Annotated in this window: 26 protein-coding genes and 1 tRNA gene; 15 read left to right on the forward strand and 12 right to left on the reverse strand. The window is 72.8% G+C overall.

What is annotated here, in order from left to right; translation table 11 throughout:
• The first annotated feature begins 23 nt into the window (after positions 1-23).
• Positions 24-1,292, forward strand: a complete 1,269-nt coding sequence (locus tag ACIBR0_RS15790; RefSeq protein ID WP_396716136.1) for a DUF1800 family protein — start codon at positions 24-26, stop codon at positions 1,290-1,292.
• Positions 1,293-1,443: 151 nt separating this feature from the next.
• The gene (locus tag ACIBR0_RS15795) at positions 1,444-2,553 is read left to right on the forward strand and encodes a DUF1501 domain-containing protein (protein ID WP_396716138.1); all 1,110 of its coding nucleotides are present in this window, start codon (positions 1,444-1,446) and stop codon (positions 2,551-2,553) included.
• A 55-nt stretch (positions 2,554-2,608) separates the two neighbouring features.
• Here the strand turns inward: ACIBR0_RS15795 and ACIBR0_RS15800 are convergent, their stop codons facing one another.
• The 3 genes from ACIBR0_RS15800 to rfbA form a co-directional block, all read right to left on the reverse strand.
• Entirely contained in the window at positions 2,609-3,667 is a 1,059-nt protein-coding gene (locus tag ACIBR0_RS15800; protein ID WP_396716140.1) for an LCP family protein, read from the reverse strand.
• 125 nt (positions 3,668-3,792) lie between these two features.
• Entirely contained in the window at positions 3,793-4,416 is a 624-nt protein-coding gene (locus ACIBR0_RS15805) for a dTDP-4-dehydrorhamnose 3,5-epimerase family protein (RefSeq protein WP_396716142.1), read from the reverse strand.
• Positions 4,413-5,300 carry a glucose-1-phosphate thymidylyltransferase RfbA gene (gene rfbA / locus ACIBR0_RS15810; protein ID WP_396716143.1) on the reverse strand — a complete coding sequence of 296 codons (888 nt, stop codon included), beginning with the start codon at positions 5,298-5,300 and terminating at the stop codon, positions 4,413-4,415. The genes ACIBR0_RS15805 and rfbA overlap by 4 nt, the downstream gene beginning before the upstream one ends.
• 84 nt (positions 5,301-5,384) lie before the next feature.
• Between rfbA and rfbB the strand changes: the two genes are divergently transcribed.
• Both rfbB and rfbD read left to right on the forward strand, forming a co-directional pair.
• Positions 5,385-6,392, forward strand: a complete 1,008-nt coding sequence (gene rfbB / locus ACIBR0_RS15815) for a dTDP-glucose 4,6-dehydratase (protein ID WP_396716144.1) — start codon at positions 5,385-5,387, stop codon at positions 6,390-6,392.
• Positions 6,389-7,312, forward strand: coding sequence for a dTDP-4-dehydrorhamnose reductase (rfbD, locus tag ACIBR0_RS15820; RefSeq protein WP_396716146.1), 924 nt, complete (start codon positions 6,389-6,391; stop codon positions 7,310-7,312). The genes rfbB and rfbD overlap by 4 nt, the downstream gene beginning before the upstream one ends.
• Here rfbD and ACIBR0_RS15825 read toward each other — a convergent pair.
• A complete protein-coding gene (locus ACIBR0_RS15825) occupies positions 7,244-8,737 on the reverse strand; it encodes a sugar transferase (protein ID WP_396716147.1) in 1,494 nt (497 codons plus the stop codon). The two genes, rfbD and ACIBR0_RS15825, sit on opposite strands and share 69 nt — an antisense overlap.
• 242 nt (positions 8,738-8,979) lie before the next feature.
• Here ACIBR0_RS15825 and ACIBR0_RS15830 point away from each other — a divergent pair, with 242 nt between their 5' ends.
• The 3 genes from ACIBR0_RS15830 to ACIBR0_RS15840 all read left to right on the forward strand — a co-directional run bounded on the left by ACIBR0_RS15830 (position 8,980) and on the right by ACIBR0_RS15840 (position 11,747).
• Entirely contained in the window at positions 8,980-9,813 is an 834-nt protein-coding gene (locus tag ACIBR0_RS15830) for a class I SAM-dependent methyltransferase (RefSeq protein WP_396716149.1), read from the forward strand.
• Between the two features lie 48 nt (positions 9,814-9,861).
• The gene (locus ACIBR0_RS15835) at positions 9,862-10,677 is read left to right on the forward strand and encodes an MOSC domain-containing protein (protein WP_396716151.1); all 816 of its coding nucleotides are present in this window, start codon (positions 9,862-9,864) and stop codon (positions 10,675-10,677) included.
• 113 nt (positions 10,678-10,790) lie between these two features.
• The gene (locus ACIBR0_RS15840) at positions 10,791-11,747 is read left to right on the forward strand and encodes an expansin EXLX1 family cellulose-binding protein (RefSeq protein WP_396716153.1); all 957 of its coding nucleotides are present in this window, start codon (positions 10,791-10,793) and stop codon (positions 11,745-11,747) included.
• A 172-nt stretch (positions 11,748-11,919) separates the two neighbouring features.
• On the opposite strand, the gene ACIBR0_RS15845 is transcribed toward ACIBR0_RS15840, so the two are convergent.
• The 4 genes from ACIBR0_RS15845 to bcp all read right to left on the reverse strand — a co-directional run bounded on the left by ACIBR0_RS15845 (position 11,920) and on the right by bcp (position 14,044).
• Positions 11,920-12,513 (reverse strand): GNAT family N-acetyltransferase, encoded by a 594-nt coding sequence (locus tag ACIBR0_RS15845; protein ID WP_396716155.1) that lies wholly within the window; start codon positions 12,511-12,513, stop codon positions 11,920-11,922.
• Between the two features lie 48 nt (positions 12,514-12,561).
• Positions 12,562-12,645: transfer RNA gene (locus ACIBR0_RS15850), tRNA-Leu, on the reverse strand.
• Positions 12,646-12,651: 6 nt separating this feature from the next.
• Positions 12,652-13,536: a hypothetical protein gene (locus tag ACIBR0_RS15855; protein WP_396716157.1), complete on the reverse strand. Its 885-nt coding sequence runs from the start codon at positions 13,534-13,536 to the stop codon at positions 12,652-12,654.
• 31 nt (positions 13,537-13,567) lie between these two features.
• Positions 13,568-14,044 (reverse strand): thioredoxin-dependent thiol peroxidase, encoded by a 477-nt coding sequence (gene bcp, locus ACIBR0_RS15860; protein ID WP_357038144.1) that lies wholly within the window; start codon positions 14,042-14,044, stop codon positions 13,568-13,570.
• Between the two features lie 162 nt (positions 14,045-14,206).
• Between bcp and ACIBR0_RS15865 the strand changes: the two genes are divergently transcribed.
• From ACIBR0_RS15865 to ACIBR0_RS15880, 4 genes are read left to right on the forward strand one after another with little or no spacing between them, the layout of a single operon-like run.
• Positions 14,207-14,923, forward strand: coding sequence for an energy-coupling factor ABC transporter permease (locus ACIBR0_RS15865; RefSeq protein ID WP_396716159.1), 717 nt, complete (start codon positions 14,207-14,209; stop codon positions 14,921-14,923).
• Positions 14,920-15,312: a PDGLE domain-containing protein gene (locus tag ACIBR0_RS15870; protein WP_396716161.1), complete on the forward strand. Its 393-nt coding sequence runs from the start codon at positions 14,920-14,922 to the stop codon at positions 15,310-15,312. The genes ACIBR0_RS15865 and ACIBR0_RS15870 overlap by 4 nt, the downstream gene beginning before the upstream one ends.
• 12 nt (positions 15,313-15,324) lie before the next feature.
• Positions 15,325-16,095: a cobalt ECF transporter T component CbiQ gene (gene cbiQ, locus ACIBR0_RS15875; protein WP_396716163.1), complete on the forward strand. Its 771-nt coding sequence runs from the start codon at positions 15,325-15,327 to the stop codon at positions 16,093-16,095.
• Positions 16,092-16,856 carry an energy-coupling factor ABC transporter ATP-binding protein gene (locus ACIBR0_RS15880; protein ID WP_396716165.1) on the forward strand — a complete coding sequence of 255 codons (765 nt, stop codon included), beginning with the start codon at positions 16,092-16,094 and terminating at the stop codon, positions 16,854-16,856. The genes cbiQ and ACIBR0_RS15880 overlap by 4 nt, the downstream gene beginning before the upstream one ends.
• A gap of 69 nt (positions 16,857-16,925) precedes the next feature.
• Here the strand turns inward: ACIBR0_RS15880 and ACIBR0_RS15885 are convergent, their stop codons facing one another.
• From ACIBR0_RS15885 to ACIBR0_RS15900, 4 genes are read right to left on the reverse strand one after another with little or no spacing between them, the layout of a single operon-like run.
• Positions 16,926-18,020 (reverse strand): hypothetical protein, encoded by a 1,095-nt coding sequence (locus tag ACIBR0_RS15885; RefSeq protein ID WP_396716166.1) that lies wholly within the window; start codon positions 18,018-18,020, stop codon positions 16,926-16,928.
• Complete coding sequence (locus tag ACIBR0_RS15890) at positions 18,020-18,733, reverse strand: DsbA family protein (protein ID WP_396716168.1); 714 nt, start codon at positions 18,731-18,733, stop codon at positions 18,020-18,022. The genes ACIBR0_RS15885 and ACIBR0_RS15890 overlap by 1 nt, the downstream gene beginning before the upstream one ends.
• Positions 18,726-19,250: a MauE/DoxX family redox-associated membrane protein gene (locus tag ACIBR0_RS15895; RefSeq protein ID WP_396716170.1), complete on the reverse strand. Its 525-nt coding sequence runs from the start codon at positions 19,248-19,250 to the stop codon at positions 18,726-18,728. The genes ACIBR0_RS15890 and ACIBR0_RS15895 overlap by 8 nt, the downstream gene beginning before the upstream one ends.
• A 32-nt stretch (positions 19,251-19,282) precedes the next feature.
• The gene (locus ACIBR0_RS15900; protein ID WP_396716172.1) at positions 19,283-19,873 is read right to left on the reverse strand and encodes a sigma-70 family RNA polymerase sigma factor; all 591 of its coding nucleotides are present in this window, start codon (positions 19,871-19,873) and stop codon (positions 19,283-19,285) included.
• A gap of 107 nt (positions 19,874-19,980) precedes the next feature.
• Here ACIBR0_RS15900 and ACIBR0_RS15905 point away from each other — a divergent pair, with 107 nt between their 5' ends.
• The 4 genes from ACIBR0_RS15905 to ACIBR0_RS15920 all read left to right on the forward strand — a co-directional run bounded on the left by ACIBR0_RS15905 (position 19,981) and on the right by ACIBR0_RS15920 (position 24,304).
• The gene (locus tag ACIBR0_RS15905) at positions 19,981-20,625 is read left to right on the forward strand and encodes a zf-HC2 domain-containing protein (RefSeq protein ID WP_396716174.1); all 645 of its coding nucleotides are present in this window, start codon (positions 19,981-19,983) and stop codon (positions 20,623-20,625) included.
• Positions 20,626-20,735: 110 nt separating this feature from the next.
• Entirely contained in the window at positions 20,736-22,400 is a 1,665-nt protein-coding gene (locus ACIBR0_RS15910) for a copper resistance CopC/CopD family protein (protein ID WP_396716176.1), read from the forward strand.
• Positions 22,401-22,420: 20 nt separating this feature from the next.
• Entirely contained in the window at positions 22,421-23,158 is a 738-nt protein-coding gene (locus ACIBR0_RS15915) for a YcnI family protein (protein WP_396716178.1), read from the forward strand.
• A gap of 141 nt (positions 23,159-23,299) precedes the next feature.
• The gene (locus ACIBR0_RS15920; RefSeq protein ID WP_396716180.1) at positions 23,300-24,304 is read left to right on the forward strand and encodes a hypothetical protein; all 1,005 of its coding nucleotides are present in this window, start codon (positions 23,300-23,302) and stop codon (positions 24,302-24,304) included.
• Positions 24,305-24,401 lie beyond the last annotated feature (97 nt).

Genomic DNA, 24,401 nt, shown 5'->3' on the forward strand with positions numbered 1-24,401 from the left:
CGGCGTCGCATACATTTGCTGGCATGGCCGACGACCTCGCGTTGCTCCTTCGCCGCGCCGGCTTCGGTCCCACGTCCTCCGAGTTGGCTGCGGCGAAGAAGGCAGGGTACGAGGCCACGGTCGCCACCCTCACAGCGCCGGCAGCGCCGGACGTGGGCGCCCTGCGGGCTCCCATTCCGGACATCGGCCCGGACCCCTTCGCCGGGCTGTCGAATCCCACCCCCAGCCAGCGGAGCAAGGGGGATGAGGAGCGCCGGGAGCAGACGAGGCGGATCACCCAGTGGTGGCTGGACCGCCTCACGGTCGCAGACCACCAGACCCGCGAGAGGCTGTGGTTCTTCTGGCACGGGCACTGGGCCACCTCGGTCCGGAAGGTTATCCGTCCACAATTGATGCTCCTGCAGCACAGGAACCTGCGTAACTCGCTCGACTTCGCGGTGATGGCACGTCGGATGATCGCCGACCCCGCGCTCATCTACTGGCTCGACGGGCAACTCAACACACGGACCGCACCCAACGAGAACCTGGGCCGCGAGTTGCTGGAACTCTTCATGTTCGGTATCGGCAGGTACACCGAACGGGACGTGAAGGAGGCGGGCCGTGCGCTGACCGGTTGGAAGATCGACTACGACCGGGGTCGTGCGTACTTCAGTCCGGCCTCGCACGACGACGGAATGAAGAGCATCCTCGGCGTGACGAGGAACTTCGACGCGCATTCGCTCGTGGATCTCCTGCTCAGGCACGAAACGTGCCCGCGCTTCATCGCTGAGCGGCTGTGGTTCCGCTACGCCTCGTCGAACGAGCCGATCCCCGAGTCCACCCGGGACAGAATGGTGGGCGCGTTTCCGGACTCGATGGCGATGCTGCGGAAGCTCTTCGAGGACGACGCGTTCCGGGCCAGTGCGGGCAAGCTGGTGAAGCAGCCGACGGAATGGTTCGTCGGCGCGATGCGGCAGTTGGGTCTGCGGCCGGGGAGGCTCTCTGACGAGATGCTGACGTACGCCCTCAACGCTCTGGAACGGTTGGGGCAGTTGCCGTTCGCCCCTCCGAGTGTCGAGGGGTGGCCTGCGGGAGCGGAATGGTTGACGGTCGGGGCGGCGCAGGTCCGCCTGAACCTGGCCGGGCGGCTCGCCCAGCTGGTTCCGATCGAACGGCTGACTCCGGATGGCATGGCGCAGGTCCTTGCCGTGGAGACGTGGACCGACCGGACGTACTCGGCGCTGAAGGGCACGAACGACCCGCGGCGCCTGCTGACGCTCGGGTTGGCGAGCCCGGAATATCTGGTGACGTGACATGGACGCATGGACTCGACGCAGGTTCCTTCTGGCTTCTGGCGTCGCCGGCGGCGGCGCCGTCGCCGGCTTGGGGGCCCTGGGCCTGGCGGACCTCCTGCGGACCGCGAGCGACGCATCCGTTCGGGAAGATCACCGGAAGTCGCGCAAGTTGGTCATCGTCACGCTGTACGGCGGCAACGACGGCCTCAACACCGTCATCCCCTACGCGGACCCGGCGTACCACGCGGCTCGGCCCGAGCTGGCCTACGAGCCGGACCGGGTGCTCCGGCTCGACGGTGCGCTCGGGTTGAACCCGGTGATGAAGGGCCTGAGTCGACTGTGGAGCGAGCAGCGCCTGGCCATCATCCTCGGGGCCGGGTATCCCAGACCGGATCGGAGTCATTTCCGATCCATGGACATCTGGCAGACGGCGTCACCCGATGGCCCGACCAACTCCGGCTGGGTCGGTCGATGGTTGGACGGCGTCAAGGCGGCGCCGGAGGCTGCGGTGAGTTTCGAGCCCATGCTGCCGCCGCTGCTCGTGGGGGAGACCCGTACCGGGGCCTGCGTGAGTATCGGCGGGCTCAAACTGCCGGCCGGAGTCACCACCGAGATGATCGGTGTGCTCGGGCGGCGGGAGCCGAACGAATCCGAGCTGCAGGCGCGGGCCGCGGACGCCTATGCGAATCTCATCCGGATCGACCAGCTCATCCGGGATGCCGAAGCCGTCGGCTCCCCGCCGGACACCACCGCCGAACCGGACATCGCGGCAACGGGCACGGGCGGGGCGAGCGTCCTCTCCGATCAGCTCTCCCGGGTGGCTCAGTGCGTGGAGGCCGGGGTCCCGACCCGCGTGTACTCCGCCAGTCTCGGTGGATTCGACACCCATGCGGCGGAGCGGCCCGGCCACGAGCTGCTGTTGCGCCAGCTCGACCAGGCACTGGCCAGCTTCGCGGGCAGGCTGGCGCGGACCGAGGCCGGTCGACGGGTGACCGTGGTCGTGTACAGCGAGTTCGGTCGGCGGGTCCGGGCGAACGCTTCGGACGGCACCGACCACGGAACCGCCGGACCGGTCTTCGTTCTCGGACCCCAGGTGACGGGCGGACTCTACGGAGAGCAGCCGAGCCTGACCGACCTGGACGACGGCGACCTCAAGGCGACGACGGACTTCCGGGACGTCTTCGGCACTCTGCTGGCCTCGGTGTTGGACGCCGACCCGGCACGCTGTCTCGGCGGAGGGTACGAGCCGACGATGCTTCCGTTCGTCGTGCCCGACTGACAGCCGGCCGTTCGGCGGGCGCCTGCTGCCTCGGACGGGGAAGGGACGCGGTTCCCTACTTCCCGAGGCTCAGGATCTCGGAGACCGCGTCGCGGCGGACGGCGTCGTAGAACGACTCGGCCTTCTCCTTGTTCGCGAGGACCACGCTCTCGCTGCCGATCCGACCGGTGCCCTTCGTCGGGCTGGTGAGGAACGTGAGGTTTGCGCTGCGCACGTTGCGCATGTCGGAAGCCATGTCCAGCAGGGACATCTTCTCGTCCACCGACACGGCGCTGGAGGACGCCTTGACGAACGAGTTCAGCCGTGCCGGGTTCGTGACGATGCCACCCGAAACCGCCCGGTCCATGATTGCCCGGATCACCTGCTGCTGGTGCCGGATGCGCGCGAAGTCCCCGTCGGGGAACTGCTGGCGCTGCCGCGAGTAGTCCAGCGCCTCCTCGCCGTTCATCCGCTGCGGGCCCTGTTTGAAGGTGCGGAGCGGAGGATGGATGGAGGTGAAGGTCGTGTCCACGTCGACGTCGATCCCGTCCAACGCGTCGACGATCTCCTTGAAGCCGGCGAAGTCGACGATCATGACGTGGTCGATCCGTACCGAGGTGAACTTCTCCACGGCCTGCACCATCAGCGGCACCCCGCCCCAGGCGTACGCGGCGTTGATCTTGGCGTTCCGGCCGCCCTTGCTGCCGTCCTTCGACTGGGGCACCGGCACCCAGGTGTCCCGCGGGATCGAGATGAGCTGCGCGCTCGACCGGTCCTTCGGCAGGTGCGCCAGGATGATGGTGTCGGTGCGGGAGCCGGACGTGCCGTCCGGATCGCGGGAGTCACTGCCGAGGATCAGGATGTTCATCGCGCCCTTGGCCACCGCCTGCGGACGGCCCTCCTCCGGCACGTCGTCGAAGGCGTCCACCCGTTCGATGCCGGATTCGACCGAGCGGAGGTACAGGCCGCCCGCGATCATGCCGCCGCCACCGATCAGCGCCAACACCAGGAAGGTGATCAGGGCGACGCGCTGCCACCGGGGACGCCGTCGACGGCGTTGGTCGGTCGGCTCCGGTGCTCGCGCGATGTCGAGCACCTGAGTCTCAGGCTCCGCGTACTGGTGGCGATAGTGCATGGCGTGATGCTACTGACTCCGGTCCCGAACCGAGTACCCATGTCCGGCCGGCGGGCCATCCTCGTGAATGAACAGGCTCACACCTCCGGGCCGGCCCGAGCCCGTGGCTCGCTCTCGCCGGGACGCTACGGCCCGCCGAAATAGGGGTTGGCGCGCGAGTTCAGGCCGGCCGTGTACGAGTGGCAGGTCCCGTAGTGCGGCAGGAGCCCCGCGTCACGCGCCTGGGCCAGGCTCGGCGCCGCCGTGTCCCGGGCCGACAGCTGCGGCGACTCCGCGGGCCAGTCGATCGCCAGCTCGGGGTCGAGGGGGTGCACGGTGTGTTCGGCGGTGGGGTTGTACGTGGTGGAGCAGAGGTAGCTCAGGGTGGCGTCGTCGGTGAGGGCGCAGAAGCCGTGCCCCAGTCCCTCGGCGAGGTAGACGGCGCGGCGGTCGACGTCGTCGAGGCGTACCGCCTCCCACCGGCCGAAGGTCGGCGAGCCCACCCGGACGTCCACGACCATGTCGACGACGGCCCCACGGACGCACGTCACGTACTTGGCCTGGCCGGGAGGCACGTCGGCGAAGTGGATGCCGCGGACCACCCCGCGCGCGGAGACCGAGAGGTTGGCCTGGGCGAGTCGCAGTGGATGCCCGACCACGGCGGCGAGCTGGTCGAAGCGGTACCACTCCGTGAACAGCCCGCGTGGGTCGCCGTGCAGTTGCGGCGTGATCTCCCACGCCCCGTCGATGCTCAGCGGGCGGATCTTCATCGGAGGACGTCCCCGGGCCGCACCTCGCTGAGCAGGCCGAGCAGGTAGGTGCCGTAGCCACTCCTGACCAGCGGCTCGGCCAGACTCCGTAGCTGTTCGTCGTCGATCAGGCCGGCCCGCCAGGCGACCTCCTCGACACACCCGATCTTCAGGCCCTGGCGTTCCTCGATGACCCGTACGAACTCGGCGGCCTGCATCATGGAGGTGAAGGTGCCGGTGTCGAGCCAGGCCGTGCCCCGGTCCAGCACGGTGACCGACAGCTCGCCCCACTCGCGGTAGGTCTCGTTGACCGCCGTGATCTCCAGCTCGCCCCGGGCGCTGGGGGTGAGCTTGCCGGCGATGTCCACGACCCGGTTGTCGTAGAAGTAGAGGCCGGGTACGGCGTACCGGGACCGGGGGCGGGCGGGCTTCTCCTCGATGGACAGCACGCGCCCGGCCGCGTCGAAGTCGACCACCCCGTACTCCTCGGGATTGGCCACCGGGTAGGCGAAGATCCGTCCACCGAACAGGTCGGCGTGGCCGGCGAGCTGCCGGCCCAGGCCCACCCCGTGGAAGATGTTGTCGCCGAGGACGAGCGCCACCGACTCGTCGCCGATGAAGTCCGCGCCCAGCACGAACGCCTGCGCGATGCCCTCCGGGCGGGCCTGCGCGCGGTACTCCAGCCGCAGGCCCCACTGGCTCCCGTCGCCGAGCAGCCGCTGGAACTGGGACTGGTCCTCCGGGGTGGTGATGATCAGGACTTCCCGCACCCCTGCCATGATCAGCGTGGACAGCGGGTAGTACACCATCGGCTTGTCGAAGATCGGCATCAGCTGCTTCGACACCGCCCTGGTGATCGGCCACAGCCGCGAGCCGGTGCCACCAGCGAGAAGGATTCCGCGCACCGGGGGAGACTACCCGCACCGGCAGGCGTGTGCGTACCGCCTCGACCCCGCCTGCCCTGGGGTTACGCGTACACTTCCGAACCCGTGAGGATCCTCGTCACCGGCGGAGCCGGCTTCATCGGGTCGGAGTACGTTCGGATGCTGCTGGGCGTGCCCGGTGGTGACGCCACGGGGGTGCCCGCCGTCGAGCCCGCGGTGGTGACCGTTCTCGATGCGTTGACGTACTCGGGCAACCGGGCCAACCTGGCACCGGTGTCCCAGGACCAGCGGCTGCGGTTCGTGCAGGGCGACATCTGCGACGCCGCGCTCGTCGACGAGGTCGTCGCGGGTCACGACGTCGTCGTGCACTTCGCGGCGGAGTCGCACGTCGACCGGTCGATCGCCGGTGCCGCCCCGTTCGTCACGACCAACGTGCTGGGGACCCAGACCCTGCTCGACGCCGCGCTGCGGCACCGGACCTCCCGATTCGTGCACGTCTCCACCGACGAGGTGTACGGATCCATCGACGAGGGCTCCTGGACCGAGGACTGGCCGCTGTCGCCGAACTCGCCGTACTCGGCGTCCAAGGCCGGCTCGGACATGCTGGCGCTGGCGTACCACCGCACCCACGGTCTGGACGTGGTGGTCACCCGCTGCTCGAACAACTACGGGCCGTACCAGTTCCCGGAGAAGGTCATCCCCCTGTTCGTCACCAACCTGCTCGACGGTGGCACGGTGCCGCTGTACGGCGACGGCGGCAACATCCGGGACTGGCTGCACGTGCACGACCACTGCCGGGGCATCGCGCTGGTGCAGGCGAACGGCCGCGCCGGCGAGGTCTACAACATCGGCGGCGGCACTGAGCTGACCAACAAGGAACTCACCGGCCGGCTGCTGGAGGCCTGTGGCGCCGGGTGGGAACGGGTCGTGCCGGTCGCCGACCGCAAGGGCCACGACCGCCGCTACTCGCTGGACATCAGCAAGATCAATAGCGAGCTGGGGTACGCACCGAGCATCGACCTGGAGCGCGGCCTCGCCGAGACGGTGCGGTGGTACCGGGACAACCGATCCTGGTGGGAGCCGCTGAAGGCCGCGTCGGCCGTCGCCCGATGAGGCGGCTGCTGGTCACCGGGGCCGGCGGGATGCTGGGCCGGGATCTGCTGACCGTCCTGGACCTCCGACGTGACCTGTCGGTCACGGCCACCACCCGCGCCGAACTCGACATCACCGACCCGGAGGCGGTGCGTGCCGCGGTCACCGGGCACGACCTGGTGATCAACAGCGCGGCCTGGACCGACGTGGACGGCGCCGAGACGCAGGAGGCGGCCGCGACGGCCGTCAACGGCGACGCGGTCGCCCACCTGGCCGACGCCTGCGCCGCGACCGGCGCCCGGATGATCCAGGTGTCGACCGACTACGTGTTCCGGGGCGACGGGACCGCCCCGTACCCGGAGGACGCGGTTCCCTCCCCGGTCAACGCGTACGGACGCAGCAAGCTCGCCGGGGAGCGTGCCGTGACCCGGCTGCTGCCGGACACCGGCTACATCGTGCGCACCGCCTGGCTGTACGGCGAACACGGACCCAACTTCGTCGCCACCATGCTGCGGCTGGCCGGCGAGCGTGCGCAGCTCGACGTCGTCGACGATCAGCGGGGACAGCCGACCTGGTCGTACGCGCTCGCGGAGCAGCTCGTCGCGCTCGCCGACGCGGCCCTCGCCGGCCGCGCCCCAGCGGGCTCCTATCACGGCACCGCGTCGGGCGAGACGACCTGGTACGGCCTTGCCCGCGAGGTGTTCGCGCTGCGCGGCCTGGACCCCGACCGGGTCCGTCCGACCACCAGCGACCGCTTCCGTCGCCCCGCGCCCCGGCCGTCGTACAGCGTCCTCGGTCACGAACGCTGGAAGGAAGCCGGCCTGCAGCCCCTGTCGGACTGGCGCTCGACGCTCGCGCAGAAGCTGGCCCGGTCAGCGGCCCCCGCCCCGGAAGACCTCAGCGACCGTGCGGAGCACCACCTTGACGTCCAGCCACAGTGACCAGTTCTCGATGTAGTAGTTGTCGAACCTCGCCCGGTCGGAGATCGGGGTGTCCCCCCGCAGGCCGCTGACCTGTGCGAGCCCGGTGAGCCCGACGGGGACCCGGTGGCGAGACGCGTAGTCCGGGTACTCGGCCGAGAACTTCTCGACGAAGTACGGCCGCTCCGGCCGCGGCCCGACCACGCTCATGTCACCCCGCAGGATGTTCCACAGCTGGGGCAGCTCGTCCAGCGAGGTGCGGCGCATGAACCGGCCGATGGGACCGACGCGCTTGTCGTGGGCGATCGACCAGTTGGTCTGGGACTCCTGCTCGTTCACCGGGCGCATCGACCGGAACTTGATGACCTTGAACGGCCTGCCGTGCCGGCCGATGCGCTCCTGGTGGAAGAAGATGCCCGGGCCCCCGTCGATGAACGTGGCGATGGCGCAGAGCAGCAGCACCGGGCTCAGCGCGATCAGCGCGATCGCGGCGAACAGCATGTCGGAGGCCCGCTTGATGGCCCACCGAGGCCCGGAGAACGAGATGTCACCGATCTTGACGATCGGGATGGCTCCGATGTGGTCGGGGTATCCGCCCTGGTGGGAACGGGAACCCCACAGGCGGGGAACGGCCCACAGATCGCACTGGGAGCTGCGGGGCCGCAGCAGGGTGTCCATGAGGGCGGACTCGTGGCATTCCGGGTCGGCGATGACCAGGACCTCGCACTCCAGCAGCCGGACCAGGTGCTCGAGGTCGTCCAGGGTGCCGCTCAGGGGAAGCGCCCCGGTGCCCTGACGCGACGCGGCGTCGACGCAGCCGACGAATCGCAGGCCGTACTGCGGGTAGCGGCGCAGCAACCGGGCGAGTTCGAGACCGATCGGACCGTTGCCGACGATGATCGCGTTGTGCTCCGCCCAGCGGCGCTTCCGCACCAGGATGGTGAACGCCCTGCTGGCCGCGCGGCCGACGATCACCAGCACCGCCGAGAGCGCCACACCCCGGATGAACCCGCCGACGTACTCCACCGAGGAGTGGCGCTCCGCCGCGATGATGGCCACCACCGCGGCGGAGGCCAGCAGTCGACCGAAGAGGCTCGGCAGCTCGTCCAGGATGCTGACGTGGCGGCGGGGCCGGTAGAGACCGCCCGCCGCGAAGAAGGCGACGGTCAGGGCTGCGTTGGCCAGCGTGCCGCGCCAGTAGTTCTGCGACAACAGCAGCGGCGCGAGCAGCGCGACGACGTCGACAGGGGCCGTCATCATCCAGGCCCGCAGCCACTGGGTGCGGGACGAGGTGCGGGACCTGGCGTAGGGCAGGACGGCGGTGGTGTCGAGGCCGGCCCGCGTCGACCCCTCCAACTCGTTCCTGAGCGGAGCAGACGGGAACCCGGCTGGCGATCCCTGGCCGTCCACCGTCTCCTGCGGCGCCATCACCGCGTACCTCGGCATGTCGCCGAGGCGCCGTGTGGGCGCGAACGGCTGGTTCCCCGTTGACTGAACACTTGTTGACCCTCCCCGTGAACGCCTCGGCCAGCGTCATGACCTGTAGCGCGACCGAAGGATACGATCGCGCCGGGCCGGCCGCCAGATCCGGTAGGTCAGTTCTGTCTCATCCGTTGCGGCTGGCGAGTTCCGCTGCTGAATGAAAACTTTCACCAGTCCGGACCGGTCCGGACTGGTACAACGCTTCCGTGGACCGAATCAAGCTTCGCCGTGCCATCGCCCGCACCGCACTCGCTCCGGTCGCCGCCTTCCCCAAGCGGCTCCGCACGGTCGCGCGGTACGACGCCAAGGTGCTGCGTAGCTCGGCCCGCTGGCTGGTGACGTCCCGCGAACACCACAACTACACGTACGACCTCACGCCGTTGAGCCGCAACCACCTCGCCTGGTTCGTCAGTGTGGTCTGCGACATCCCGGTCAACCAGGTCCGGACGTACCTCGACGAGATCGAGTCGGACGACACCCTCCGCCAGCACCTCCTGGCGGCCATCGCCGGCTCGGACCGGCGTGGCCTCGCCGACAAGGAGATCCGCTACGCCCGCCGGATCGGCTGGTACGCCATCGTCCGCGCCGCCCGTCCCCGGCACGTCGTGGAGACCGGCGTCGACAAGGGGCTGGGCAGCGTGGTCCTCGCCGCCGCCCTGCTGCGCAACGCCGCCGAGGGGCACCCGGGGCGGGTGACCTCCCTGGACATCAACCCCGAGGCGGGCTACCTCGCCACGGTCGCGCCCTGGTCCGAGGTGGTCGACCTCGTGATCGGGGACTCGCTGGCGTCCATCGCGGCGCTGGACCGGCCGGTCGACCTGTTCCTGCACGACAGTGACCACCGCAGCGCCCACGAGCGCCGCGAGTTCGCCGCCGTCGAGCCGAAGCTCGCCCCGGGCGCGATCCTGCTCACCGACAACGTCACCATCACCACCGTGCTGGCCGAGCACGCCGAGCGCACCGGTCGCCGGTTCCTCGCCTACCGGGAGACCCCGGCCAACCACTGGTACCCCGGCGACGGCATCGGCGTGGCCTGGTAGGCCGGCACGGGTACCCGGCGGGCCACGTCGGCGTGGCATGGTGGGGCGGTGCGGCTGAAGGCGGTTCACACGTACCCCGTCAAGGGTTGTCACCGGCTCGACCACGACGACGCGCGCGTCGAACCGTGGGGCCTGGCCGGCGACCGGCGCTGGATGGTGGTCGACGCCGACGGCGTCGGCGTCACCCAGCGGGAGGTCGCCGGGCTGGTCCGGCTCCGGGCGGTCGTCGGAGACGGCGTGCTGACCCTGCGTGCCGACGGCCGTCCCGATCTCGACGTGCCGGAGCCGACCGCACCCGAGCCCGTCGGCGTGCGGACCTTCTCCAACCGCAAGCTGCGGGTCCCCGCGCTGCCCGCCGGACCGGCCGCGGACGCCTGGCTCGGTGAGCTGCTGGGTCGCCCGGTCCGCCTGGTCCACCTCGCCCGGCCCACCCGGCACATTCCCGCCGCCGACCGGACGCACGACACCGGCGACGAGGTCAGCTTCGCCGACGCCTACCCGCTGCTGCTGGCCACCACCGCGTCCCTCACCGCGCTGAACGACTGGTTGGCCGAGGCCGGGGAGCCGCCCGTGCCGATGACCCGGTTCCGCCCGAACCTGGTGGTGGACGGCGCGAGCGCGTGGGCGGAGGACGACTGGACCGGCCGCACGCTGCGCGTCGGCGGCGTCCGCTTCCGCGCCGCCGGGCCGTGCGACCGCTGCGTGGTCACCACCACCGACCAGGAGACCGGCGTACGCGGAAAGGAACCCCTGCGTGCCCTCGCCCGGCACCGCTCGGTCCAGCAGAAGGTCCTCTTCGGACTCAACCTCGTTCCCGAGGGGACGGGCCGGGTGTCCGTCGGCGACGAGGTGGTCGTCGACTGAGCCGCCAACCATCCACTCCGGACGCGACCGCCATCCGGTCGCCGCAGGCCACGTCTTAGCTTTCGCTTAGCCCGCTTGTCAGCTCGCCACGCGCTGCGGCAGCATCGGCGGACGTGACCGACGGTACCGCTCCCATGGCCCGCCCCGGCCGCCGTCTCCTCCGCTGGCTCGCCGCCGGGGGCGCGACGGCCCTCGCCGTCGTCCTCGGTCTGGCCCTCGCCCTGCGGTCCGGTGCCGCCCCCGCCTGCGCCGCACCGGCGCTCGCCGGCCCGCCCGCCCCCGGAGTCGCCCACCAGGGCAAGGCCACCTTCTACGACTCGAAGGGCGCCGGGGGGAACTGCTCCTACCCGGCCGCGCCCGCCGACCGGCTCTACGTCGCGCTCGGCCCGAGCGAGTACGCCGCCGGCGCCGCCTGCGGTGGGTACCTCGACGTGACCGGCCCCCGGGGCGCCGTCCGGGTGCTGGTCATGGACCAGTGCCCCGAATGCCTGCCCGGCCACCTCGACCTGTCCCGGGAGGCGTTCGCCCGCATCGCCGACCCGGTCGCGGGGATCGTACCGGTCAGCTACCGCGCGGTGGTGGACCCGAAGCTGCCCGGCCCGCTCAGCTTCCGGGTCAAGGAGGGCTCCTCGCGCTGGTGGCTGGCCGTGCAGGTGGCCCGGCACAGCAACCCGCTGCGCACGGTCGAGGTCCGGCAGAGCGGGTCGGACACCTGGCGCACGGCCGCCCGGCAGGACTACAACTACTGGCTCGTCGCCGACGGCGTGGGTCCGGGCCCGTACGCCCTCCGGGTCACCGACGCGCGCGGTCACCGCGTCACCGCCACCGGCGTCCGGTTGGCGCCCGGTGAGGTCCAGGGCAGCGACGTCCGGATGTACGGCGGCGGGACGGTTACCGGCGCCACCACCCGCCCGGCGCCGGCCGCCACCTCCGCGCGGCCCGGTCCCCGGCCGACCCCGTCCCCCAGCCGGAGTGCCGTTCCCATGCCCTCCGCCTCGTCTGCGGAGGGCGTGCCGGTGAACGAGCCGGCGGTGCTCGACGCCGCCACGGACGAGAGACCCGGCTGCTGAGACACCGCGGCGACCCGGCCCCGGCGTCCCGTCGCGGCGGGGTCCCCTCGCCGCGGCGCTCATGATCGTGCTGGATCGGGGAAGTAGTGGCCCCGACCGGTGGTGGAGGCCACTGTTTCCGGGATGTCGTGCCAACGGGGGACGCCCTTCGGCGGCGGCCCAGGTCCCGCGGTCAGGACGCCGACGTCAGGTCCCGCCACATGAGGATCTCGTCGCGGTCGTCCCCGGGCGCGACCCGCAGCGCCCCCGGCAGCCGCCCGATCTCCCGGTAGCCGAGCCGGCGGTAGAAGCGGTCCAAGCCCAGACCGTCCCGCACGGTCACGTGCAGCGCGGCGTACCCCATGTCGCGGCCGAGCCGCTCGGCCTCGCGCATGAGCGCCAGACCGTATCCGTGGCCCTGGGTGTCCGGGTGGATCATCACCCGCTTCAGGACGCACCAGTGGGCCTTCAGGTCGAACCGGTTGTCGCAGAAGATCAGCGCGGCGACGAGGCGGTCGTCCGCGTACCCGAGCAGGAGCCGGTCGGGCCCGTCCGCGATCGCCGCGAGGGTGGGGTCGGCGAGGCGCCGGACGTCGGCGGCGGTCACCGGGGCGACGAAGCCGACGGCGCCGCCGGCGTTGGTGACGTCCACCCAGAGGGTGACGATGCGTTCCCGCAGGTCGGCGGTCAGCTCGGGATCGAGGACGAAGTGCAGGCTCACACCGGCCATCCTGACCCGCCGGTGCGGGATCCGGCAGGTGATCGTGACCGTCGCGACAGCGGGCACCAGGAGCTGAATGGCCGGGTCCGGTCGAGTTGCCGGACCCGGCCCAGGTGCGGGAGAGGGGATTCGAACCCCCACGTCCTCACGGACACAGGAACCTAAATCCTGCGCGTCTGCCGACTTCGCCACTCCCGCAGGCCCTCAGAGTGTAGAGCGTCGGGCCGCCACCGTGGTGAGCCCGGCGGAGGCCAGGATGGCGGCGACCCGCCCCGGAGTGAGGTCCGGCCGTCCTTCCGCCGTGCTGAGCAGCCGGGCGAGTCTCCTGGCTCCGAGGTCCGGATCGGCGAGGGCGTAGCGGATCACCAGCTTCCCGTCCTCCGACGAGCAGAGCCGCGGGCCCTGGTGCCTTGGCGCCGCGGTGCCCGTCTCGCGCAGGCGGCGAGCGAGCCGGTAGATGGTGTGGGGATGGCAGCCGATCCGCTCCGCGGCTTGGACGGCGGTCAGCTCCTCCGCCACGAAGCGCCGGACGATCTCGTCAACCCGTTGGGTGACGGAACCGGACGGCACGTCGGCGGGCTCGGGCGGATCGTCGTGGCCCGAAGGAGCGGTGCGGTGTCGCCGTCGGTTGCGCCCGGCGTAGGTGCCGGTCTGACTGTGGCAGTTCGGGCAGAGGAGCCGGAGGTTCGGCGGGCGATTGTCCAGAAAGTCGCCGTTGACGTGGTCGACGTGGAGGATGAGGGGGCGGCCACGCCAGGTCGGTCCGGTGCCGCACTCCTCGCACTCCTCGGGCACGCCGATGATGCCGAGGGCCCACTTGAGGCGCGTGCCTGGTGTGCGCCGCGACCCGGGTGGCAGCTCCATCAGCACCTGCATCGAGGTCGTACGCCGTTGCGCCCGCCGGCCCCGGTGGTGGGCCTGGCCGGTGAAGTGCGACGTGTCGACGCCGAACCGTTTCAGCTGCCGGCTGATGTGGGCGTGGGAGCCGCCGCTCACCCGTACGCCGAGCAGCCGCATCACCTCCGTGACGCTGTGCGCGGCGGCGGCCGCCTCGGCGAGCGCCTCCGGGGTGTACCGGTACCGGACCACGTACGGACCGTAGTGGCCCGGTCCGACATCCTCAGTCCAGGCCGAGGTCGCGGCGGAGCTTCGCGACGTGCCCGGTGGCCTTCACGTTGTAGAGCGCCCGTTCGATCTTCCCGTCGGCGTCGATCACGAAGGTCGAGCGGATCACACCGGTGACGGTCTTGCCGTACATCTGCTTCTCGCCGTACGCGCCGTACGCGGTCAGCACCGCCTTGTCGGTGTCGGACACCAGGGGGAAGGTGATGGCGTCGCGCTCGCGGAACTTCGCGAGCTTCTCCGGCTTGTCGGGGGAGATGCCGACGACCTCGTAGCCGGCGGCCTGGAGCGAGGCGAGCGAGTCGCGGAAGTCGCAGGCCTGCTTGGTGCAGCCGGGGGTCATGGCGGCCGGGTAGGCGTACAGCACGACCTTGCGGCCACGCAGGCCGGCGAGGGAGAGCGTCTCGCCGGCGTCGGTGGGCAGGGTGAACTCCGGTGCGGGGTCGCCGGGGGAGAGGCGGTCGGGCGCGGTCATGGCACGACCCTACCGCCGCCCTCGCGGGGACCGGTGGAGGCGACGCGGGCCGTATCCGTGATCAACCCCTCGGCTTGTTGCAATATCTTGGCAACAGTCAGACTCGGGAAATAAGCTGGCCTCCGCCGGCGAGGACGGACCCGCCGACGCGTGGGAGGTCGCGTGGAAACCCTGGCGTTGCACATCTCGAACGGGATCCTCGACGGTCCCGTCGCCGCCGCGTTCGCCGCGGTCGCACTCGTGGCGCTGACCGTCTGCGTCCTGCGTGGCCGGCGTGACCTGGACGACCGCCTCGCGCCGATGGCCGGCCTGGTGGCCGCGTTCATCTTCGCCGTCCAGATGATCAACTTCCCGATCTTCACGGCCGCCGTCAGTGGCCACCTGCTCGGCGGCGCGCTCGCCGCGATGCTGGTCGGGCCGTGGGTCGGCGCGCTCTGTGTGGCCGTGGTGCTGATCGTGCAGGCGCTGGTCTTCGGCGACGGCGGCGTGGCGATGCTCGGGCCCAACATCGTCAACCTGGCCGTCCTCGGCACGGCCGCCGCGTACCTGTTGATCGCCCTGCTGCTGCGCGTGCTGCCGCGCACCCCGGCCGGGCTGACCGTGACCGCGTTCGTCTCCGGTCTGGTCAGCGTCGTGGCCGCCGCGATGGGCTTCGTCCTGCAGTACCAACTCGGTGGCACCGCCGACCTGGGCGGCAACCTGGCCGGCCTGGCCGGGACGATGGCCGGCACCCACCTGCTGATCGGCATCGGCGAGGGCCTGATCACCGCGACGACCGTGGCCACCGTGGCGAAGGTCCGGCCCGATCTCGTGTACGCGCTCCGCGCCCTGAAGCCGGCCGCGCCCGCGCCCGTCCCCGCCGTCGGAGGTGTCCGGTGAAGAAGCGTTCCTGGGGATTCGTCGTCGGCGGGTTGCTGGTCGCCCTGCTCCTGGCCGGGGTGATGAGCAACTTCGCCTCGTCGGACCCGGACGGGCTGGACTCGTCCCTGCTCAAGGGCTGCACGGTCGACGCCGACGGCACCATCACCGGCGGCACCTGCCCCGCCCAGCGGGAGGAGGAGCACGAGGTGGGCGGCCCGCTGGCCGACTACGGGGTGTCGGGCGTGGACAACGAGTTCCTCTCCACCGGGCTGTCCGGCGTGCTCGGCGTACTCCTGACCTTCGCCGTGGCCGGCGGCGCGTTCTGGCTGGTGCGCCGTCGTGGCCCGGCGCCCGCCGACACGGACACCACGGACCGCGCGGACACGCCGGCCGGCACGGCCGGCTGAGGGGGTACGACGATGGGTGCCGGGCACGCGCACGTGTTGTACCGGGAGTCCGGCTCACCCGTGCACCGGCTGCCGCCCGAGGTGAAGATCGCCGCGATGGTGGTCTTCACCCTGGCGGTGGTCGCCACCCCCCGCGAGGCGTTCTGGGCCTTCGGTGCGTACGCGCTGCTGGTCGTGGCGGTGGCCGCGCTGGCCCGGGTGGGGCCGGGGTGGCTCCTGAGCCGCTCGCTGATCGAGCTGCCGTTCGTGCTGTTCGCGGTCGCGCTGCCGTTCCTCGGTGCCGGCGAGCGGGTCGAGGTCCTCGGGCTGCGGCTGTCGGAGGAGGGCCTCTACGGGGCGTGGAACATCGTCGCCAAGGGCACCCTGGGCGTCCTCGCGTCGCTGCTGCTGGCCGCCACCACGACGACCCGGGACCTGATCGTCGGCCTGGACCGGCTGCACTGCCCGCAGATCCTCACCCAGATCGCCACGTTCATGCTCCGGTACCTGGACGTGCTGGTCGGCGAGACCCGCCGGATGCGGGTGGCCCGGATGTCCCGGGGCGACGACCCGCGCTTCCTGTGGCAGCTGCGCGGCTTCGCCGCCGGCATCGGCGCGCTGTTCCTGCGCGCGTTCGAGCGGGGCGAGCGGGTGTACCTGGCGATGCTGTCGCGCGGCTACACCGGCCGGATGCCGGTGGTGTGGCAGGGCGCGGGCGCGGCGACGGCCGGGCAGTGGCTGGTCGCGGCCACCGTGCCCGTCCTGGCGGCCACCGTCGCCGCCGCCGCCGTCGTGCTGACATGATCGGTGGCGTGCAGCCTGTCTCGCTCGACGTCCGCGGCGTTCGGTACGCGTACCCGGACGGGCACGTCGCCCTGCACGGCGTCGACCTGACCGTGCCGCGCGGCGACCGGGTGGCGCTGCTCGGGCCGAACGGCGCCGGGAAGACCACGCTGGTGCTGCACCTCAACGGCATCCTCACCGCCACCGAGGGGACGGTCACCGTCGGCGGCCTCACGGTCGGCCCGGACCGGGCGACGCTCGGCGAGGTGCGCCGCCGGGTGGGTATCGTCTTCCAGGACCCGGACGACCAGCTCTTCCTGCCCACGGTCGCCGAGGACGTGGCGTTCGGCCCGGCCAACCTGGGGCTGCGCGGGGCGGAGCTCGCCGCCCGCGTGGACGAGGCCCTGGACGCGGTCGGGATGTCCGCCCACCGGGACCGCGCCCCGCATCACCTGTCGTTCGGGCAGCGGCGCCGGGTGGCGGTGGCGACCGTCCTCGCCATGCACCCGGAGATCCTGGTGCTCGACGAGCCGTCGTCCAACCTCGATCCGGCCGCCCGCCGGGAGCTCGCCGGGATCCTGCGTGACCTGCCGGTGACCCTGCTGATGGTCACGCACGACCTGCCGTACGCGCTGGAGCTGTGCGACCGCTCGGTGATCCTCGACGGCGGCCGCATCGTCGCCGACGGCCCCACGCCCGAGATCCTCGCCGACGAGGCCCTGCTCGCCCGTCACCGCCTCGAACTCCCCTACGGCTTCACGCCCCACCCCACCCCCCGCTGACCCCGTTCCGCCCGCTGCGCAGGCTCTGCAGTTTCACGGAAATAGTGGCCATTCTCGCGTGGATGGCCACTATTTCCGTGAAACTGCTCCTCCGGGAGGCGGGGGGGTGGGGGTGCGGGAGGCGCTGTGGAGGCGGAGGGCGCCCGCGGCTACCGCGCCCGTTCCGGCGATGATCACCAGTGCCAGCAGGAGGCGTGCCGTGGTGGCCGGCCAGGGGGCGGGGGCGATCGAGCGGGCGAAGACGGCCGCGTTGGCCAGCCCGGCGAAGAGGGCCAGGCAGGCGCCCGCGAGCGCGACCGCGAAGTCGGCGGCGGGCCGGAGGGCCAGCGCGTACGCGCCCGCGGCGATCGCGCCGAGCCCGGTCAGCAGCGCCCACACCTGGCCGCCGAGCAGCCCGACGAGGACGCCCCCGACACCGGAGGCACCCCCGTCGACCTCCCGGCCGACGGTGGAGACCACGGCGGCGACACCGCCGGAGACCAGCAGCGCGCCCACGACACGCAGTGCCCGCGCACCGGGCGCGGACGCGGCCGGCAGCAGCCCGAGCGCGCCGACGGCGAGCAGGCCGAGCGTGGCGACGACCCACCACGTGTACGCGTCCGGCGGCGGCACCCAGTCGAGCGTGCCGCGCACCTCCAGCGGCTCGGTGCCGTCGCGCAACGGCACGACCCAGTCCCGTACCCGGTGCTCCCGGTCCGGGGCCGCCCGCACCTGCGGCGGTGGCGCCGCCTCGCGCCACAGTGCCCGCTGGTCGTGCCACCGGACGGTGGACGAGTCGTCGACCCGGCGCCAGTCGGGCTCGGCCGCCGGGTTCGCCTCCGCCGGTACGCGGGTGTCCCCGGCGATGGTCCGGTTGAGGTACGTCGCGGGGGAGCGCAGGTTCTCGTACACCCCGTCCGGGCCGACCCGCAGGTACGGCTCCCCGGAGTAGCCGAGCACCTCGACGGTCCGGTCACCGGTGGTGGTCAGTTCCAGTCGGGCGCCGGCCTCCACCGTCCGTACGTCCAGACCGGGCCGCGCCGGTGTGACCGCCGTGACCTCGGTGCGGTAGTCGGTGCCGTCGGGGGCGTCCGCGCCGTGCGCGGCGGCCGGCGTGGCGGTCGCGAGCGTGGCGGTGAGGGCCCCGGCGAGCAGCAGCCCGGCGCGGGTCAGCAGGGTACGCATCAGCCGGCGGCCTCCACGGCGGCGCGGATGCCGTCGGGGGAGCGGTCGGCGACCGGCTTGCCGTTCACCTGGACGGTCGGGGTGCCGGTGATGCCGGCACGGCTGGCCTCGGAGGTGACGTGCTCGGTCCACGCCTCGTACTTTCCGTCGCGTACGCAGGAGCCGAAGTCGTCGCGGTCCAGCCCGACGCCCGCGCCGATGTCGATGAGCTGGTCGTCGCTCAGGCCGGCCCCGCCCTCGGGCGGCTGCCGTTCGAAGAGCGCGTCGCTGAACTCCCGGAACTTTCCGCCCTCGGCGGCGCAGCCGGAGGCGGCCGAGGATCGGGTGGAGTACTCGGTGGTGGAGAAGCGGTCGAGGTACGCGACCGGGTGGAAGACGACCCGGGCCTTGCCCTCGTCGACGAGCTGGTTGATCGTGTCGCCGCTGACCTGCTGGAACTGCTTGCAGGCCGGGCAGAGGTAGTCCTCGTACAGGTCGATGGTGACCGGCCCGGAGCCGAGAACGACGCCGGTGCCGGTGTCGTTCGCGCCGGGCGGGGCGGTGTACCCGTCGGCCTGCTGGCCCCGGAAGACGCTCCACCCGATGAGGCCGGCGACGACCAGCACCGCGACGGCGGCGACCGAGATCCAGAGCGTGCGCTTGCGCCGCCGCTCCCGGGCCATCTGCTCCCGCACCACGCGGGCGGCCTCGTTGCGTCCCTTGCGACTACTCATCCTCGTCCTCCACGGCGGGTTCACCCGTCAGCCAGCCGTCCACCGAGAACGGGGTGCGGGGCCAGATCAGCAGGAACCCGGCCAGCGCCAGGAATCCCAGGTCCCGGAGGATCTCCGGCAGGTAGCTCGGTGCCTGCCCCTCGGCGAGCTGCCCGCCGCTGCCGAAGCAGCCGCAGTCGATCGCCAGGCCGCGTGTCCAGGCCGAGGCGATGCCCGCGATGAACACCACCAGCAGCGCCGCGGAGACCCCGGCGGCCAGTCGGGTGGCCAGCCCGAGGAGCAGGAGTACGCCCAGCGCCAGCTCGACGAAGGGCAGCGCCGCGCCGATCACGGTCGCCAGGTCGTACGGCAGGACCTGGTACGCGTTGACGGCGCGACCGGAGGCGGCCAGGTCGCCCACCTTCGTCGCGCCGGCGACGAGCCAGACGGTGGCCAGCCCGAGCCGTGCGGCGGTGCCGAGCCAGGGCCGGAGGGCGGGCCAGCGGGCGGTCCGGGTCAGCGGTGCGGTCACGGTCATTGGTCGTTCCGTCCCCCGGGGAAGTTCCCGCCTCAGCCGGCGAGGGCGTCGCCGACGGCCTCGACCAGGTCGTTGCGCGCCCGGGCCACCCGGGAGCGGATGGTGCCCACGGGCACCCCCTCCACGGCGGCGGCCTCGGCGTACGACAGGCCGAGCAGTTGGGTGAGCACGAACGCGCCGCGCCGTTCGGCGGGGAGCCGGCGGACCAGGTCGGCGGCGCCCAGGTGGCCGGCCGGGTCGGGGTGCGGCCGGTCGGTCCACGCGTCGGCGGCGAGCCGGGCGTCGAGGCGGCGCCGGCGGACGACGGTGCGCAGGTGGTCGGCGCACGCCCGCCGGGCGATGCCGAGCAGCCAGGTGCGGGCGGAGGACCGACCCTCGAAGCCGGGCAGCGCCCGGAACGCCCGCAGGTACGTCTCCTGGGTCAGGTCGTCCGCGCTGTCCGGGTCGACCAGAGCGGCCGCGAAGCGCCACACCTCGGCCTGGGTGAGCCGGACGAAGGCGGCCTGGGCGACCGGGTCCCCGTCGCGGGCGGCGAGCGCCCACTCGGTCGCCGACTCGCGCGCGGCGGTGACCGCGTCGTCGGCCGGGCCGGTGGCGGCGCTTGCGCGCGGGACGGGGATCACGACAGACCAGGTTACGCGGAGCGTGGTGCGGCGGGAGGGTCCTTCGGCCCTTCCATGGCCTGCGCCACGTCGGGAACTTTTCCCACCCGCCGGTCGACTACCCGCTCATGAACTGCGACGACGTACGCGAGGCGCTGTCGGCGCGGCTGGACGGGGAGGACCCGCAGGCGGCACCGACGGTGCTGGAGGCGCACACGCAGAGTTGTCCGGGGTGCCGGTCGTGGCTGGCCCGGGCCGAGCGGGTGACCCGGCTGGCCCGGGTGCGACCGGTGGCCGTGCCCGACCTGACGGCTCCGGTGCTGGCGGCCGTCGCCGCCGACGCGGCGGTGGCCCGGGCGGTTCCGGTGGCCGCGCTGCGGGCCCGACGTCAGGTGCTGCGGGTCGCGGTCGCGGTCGCGGCGGTCGCCCAGGTGGCGGTCGCGCTGCCGGTGCTGCTCGCCGGGCTGGGGGTGGCCGCCGACCCGCACACCAGCCGGGAGATGGCCTCCTTCGACATCGCCCTGGCGGTCGGTTTCGCGCTGGCCGCGTGGCGGCCCGAGCGGGCGCGTGCGTTCGTACCGGTGGCCCTGGTGCTGGCGGTGTGCCTGGCGGGCACCAGCGCGGTGGACATCGCCAACTCCACCACCGCGCTCGTGCACGAGGTCGGCCACCTCGCCGCCGTGGTGCAGGCGGGTCTGCTCTGGGCTCTGGGCCGGGTCAGCGACGAGGCCGACCGGCCGCTGCGGGCGGCGGTCGCGGTGGGGCGCGGGTGACGCGGTCCGGTCCCGGCCTCCCGCGTTCCGGCCCGGCAGCGGCGCGGCCGGCGGACGACGCGCAGGCGTTGGCCGGCCCGGCTGGCCGGTGGAGGGTGTTCTGGGCGAGCATGATCGCCATGACTGCCGCCCACCGCCGCTGGTCCGCCCGGCTCGCCGCCACCGCCGGCCTGCTGGTCACCGTCGTCGCCCTGCTGCTCGCGCCGGCCGAGCCGGCCAGCGCCCACGCGGTGCTGGTGAGCAGCAGCCCGAACTCCTCGGCGGTGGTGCCGGAGGCCCCGTCGGAGGTGGTGCTGACCTTCAGCGAGCCGGTCCGCGAGGTGACCGGGAAGATCCGGGTCATCGCGCCGGACGGCTCCCGCGCCGACCGGGGCGACCCCGGCTTCGACGGCGGGGTGGTGACCATCGGAGTCGACCCCGCCGCCGGCCGCGGCACGTACCTGGTGAGCTACCGGGTGATCTCGGCCGACAGCCACCCGGTCTCCGGGGCGTTCACCTACTCGGTCGGGGCCCCCTCGACGCCGCCGACCGACTCCGGTGACGACAGCCGCGCCGACCCCGTCGTCTCGCACGGGATCAAGGTCGCCAAGTACGTGGGCTACGCCGGCCTGGCGCTGCTGGTGGGGCCGGCGCTGGTGCTCGCCGCGCTGTGGCCGCGCCGGCTGTCCCGCTCGGGCCCGGCCCGGCTGGCCTGGACGGGCCTCGGGCTGGTGGCGCTCTCCACCCTGGCCACGGTCTGGTTGCAGGTGCCCTACACCAACGGCGGTGGCCCCTTCGACGTCAGCGGCGAGGGCCTCTCCGGGGTGCTCGGCAGCACCTTCGGCGCCACGCACCTGGTCCGCCTGGGCCTGCTGGCCGCGGCGGCGTTCCTGCTCCGGCCGCTGTTCGCCGGGCCGGTCGGCCGCACCGACCTGGTGATCCTCGGTGTCCTCGGTACGGCGGCGCTGCTGACCTGGCCGTTGTCCGGGCACCCGGCGGCGTCGCCCGCGCCGGCCGTCTCCGTCGTCGTCGACGCCGTGCACCTGGGCGGCATGGCCGTCTGGCTGGGCGGCCTGGTGATGCTCGCCGGGTTCCTGCTGCGCCGCGCCGACGAGCGGGAACTGGGGGCGATCCTGCCGATCTGGTCCCGCTGGGCGGCACTGGCCGTCTCCGCGCTGCTGCTCGCCGGCACCGTGCAGGCGCTGATCGAGGTGGGCAGCCCGAGCGCCCTCGTCGACACCACGTACGGGCGGCTGCTGCTCGGCAAGATCGGGTTGTTCGTGCTGGTCATCGGGGTGGCCGCGTACTCCCGGGCGCTGGTGCGGCGGCGGACCGCCGCCGGCCGGCCGGTGCCCGTCCGGCGGGCGATCTGGGCGGAGCTGGCGATCACCGCGATCGTGCTCGGCCTGTCGGCGACGCTGGTGCAGACCACCCCGGCGCGGACCGCCGTCACGGACACCACCAGTGGGGAGAGCGGCTACTTCTCCACCACCCTGACCAGTTCGCTGTACTCGCTCCAGGTCGAGATGGACCCGGCCGAGCGGGGCAACAACACCGTGCACTTCTACGCGTACACCCTCGACAACCGGCCCCAGCCGGTGGTCGAGTGGCGCGCCACGGCGGCCCTGCCGTCGGCCGGCATCGAGCCGATCGAGGTGCCGCTGCTGCCGCTGACCGACAACCACGCCACCGGCGAGATCAGCCTGCCGGCGTCGGGGGACTGGCAGCTGCGCGTGACCGTCCGTACGTCCGACATCGACCAGGCCACGGTGACCGCCACCGTGCCCGTCCGGTAAGCAGAAGGGCTCTCATCCCGATGATCCGTCTCCGGCGTTCCGCAACCGCCGCCGCTCTCGCCCTCGGGGCCGTCACCGTCGCCGTCCTCGGCGTCGCGTCGCCCGCCTCGGCACACGTCACGGTCAACCCGCAGGAGGCGACCCAGGGCAGCTACGGCCGGTTCGCGTTCCGGGTGCCCAACGAGAGCGACACGGCGTCCACCGTCAAGGTGGAGGTGGTGCTGCCGGAGAACGCCCCGGTCGGGTCGGTGTCGACGATGCCGGTGCCGGGCTGGACCGTGGCGGTGGAGAAGCGCAAGCTCGCCCAGCCGGTCGACGTGCACGGCAGCCAGCTCACCGAGGCGGTGGCGAAGCTGACCTGGACGGCCGCGGCGGACGCCGGGGTGAAGCCGGGGCAGTTCCAGGAGTTCCCCGTCTCCCTCGGCCCCCTGCCGAAGGTCGAGCGGATGGTGTTCAAGACGCTCCAGACGTACTCCGACGGCAACGTGCAGCGCTGGATCGAGGAGCCGGTGGCCGGTGCCGAGGAGCCGGAGAGCCCGGCGCCGGTGCTCACCCTGACCGCCGCCGGGCCGTCCGGCGCGCCGACGCCGGGCACCGCCGGGGGCGCCGAGGCCGCCGACGACGATGACGACGACGCCGGGGACACCGGCCTGGCCACCGGTCTCGGGACCGCCGGTCTCGCCGCCGGGCTCGGCGGGCTGCTGCTGGGCGGGCTCGCGTTCGCGCGTACGCGCCGGGAGTCCACGCCGAAGCCGTGACCCGCGCCTGAGCACCGGCCCGTCGGGACCCTTCCCGCCGGGCCGGTCGCCTTTCTCCCCGTTGCGGCCTGATATGCGCTGATCCGCGGCTTCGCCTCGGTATGGTCGGCCGGGTATCCGCTACGGAGGGGGACAAGGCGAATGCGGTTCGTGCGGGCGCTGGTCGGAACGCTGCTGTTGGTGGTCGGGATCTCGGCACTGATCGCCGGTGGGGCGCTCTGGCAGCTCACCCGGCACGCCGACCCGGGAGGCACCTTCGCCGCCCGCTTCGAGACGGTCCACACACCGGGGCACGCGATCGTCGTGACGGACGTGGACGCGCTGCTGCGTACCGAGGCGCCCTTCGCCCGTGCCGGGTCGTCCCTGCTGCGCGTCGCGGCGCGCACGCCGGACGGACCCGCGTTCGTGGGCCTGGCACCCACCGACGAGGTCCGGCGCTGGCTGGACCCGGTTGCCCACGCCGAGGTCCGCCGGGTGGCGCTGTCCCGGGGGCCGCTGCCGGTCCGCCTGGAGCCGGCCGGGCCCGCGACCGCGTCCGTGGCGGCGGTTCCGCCGGTCGGCCGACCCTTCTGGGTACGCGAGGGGATGGGAGCCCTGGAGTGGTCCCCGCGCGACCTGGCCGGCCGGCAGCTCAGCCTGGTCGTGATGCGCCCCGACGGGCGGGCCGACGTGACCCTGGACCTGCGGGCGGAGTGGCGGTCCGGCTGGACCTCTCCGGCGATGGCGGGCCTGCTCACCGGCGGTGCGCTGCTCGTCGTGCTGGCCATCCTCCTGCTGCTGCGCCCGGTCCGGCCCCGCGAGGTGGTGTTCGTGGTCGAGCCGGACCAGGTCCCGGTGCTGGCCGGTCGGCTCGGCGTGACGTCGCTCAGCGGGCTCGGCACGCAGCCCACCCGGGACAGCGGCCGGCCGGCGGTTTCCGCCCGGCAGTTGGTGACGGTCGGTGCGGCGGAACGGCCGCGTCCCGCTATCGGCCCGGTGCCGGCCCACCGCCCCACGACACTCGCGGATCTCGTCCCCCACCCGGCGCTCCCCTGGCCGCCGAGGGAGCCCGCCCCGACCGACCCGCCGACCGGTCCGGCCCCGCGCGACCCGGCGGAGTCGGCGGAGGCGCGGCTCCGCCCCGCCGCCCCGGGCGGTCCGCGCTGACAGGAGAGACGACGGCGGCCCTCCGCGCTGCCGACGCGGAGGGCCGCCTCCACCGGGGGATCGGTGTCTACCCGCGAGATGCTTGAGGTAGTTGAGA

The organism is Micromonospora sp. NPDC049497, assembly GCF_044465805.1.
GTDB lineage: Bacteria > Actinomycetota > Actinomycetes > Mycobacteriales > Micromonosporaceae > Micromonospora.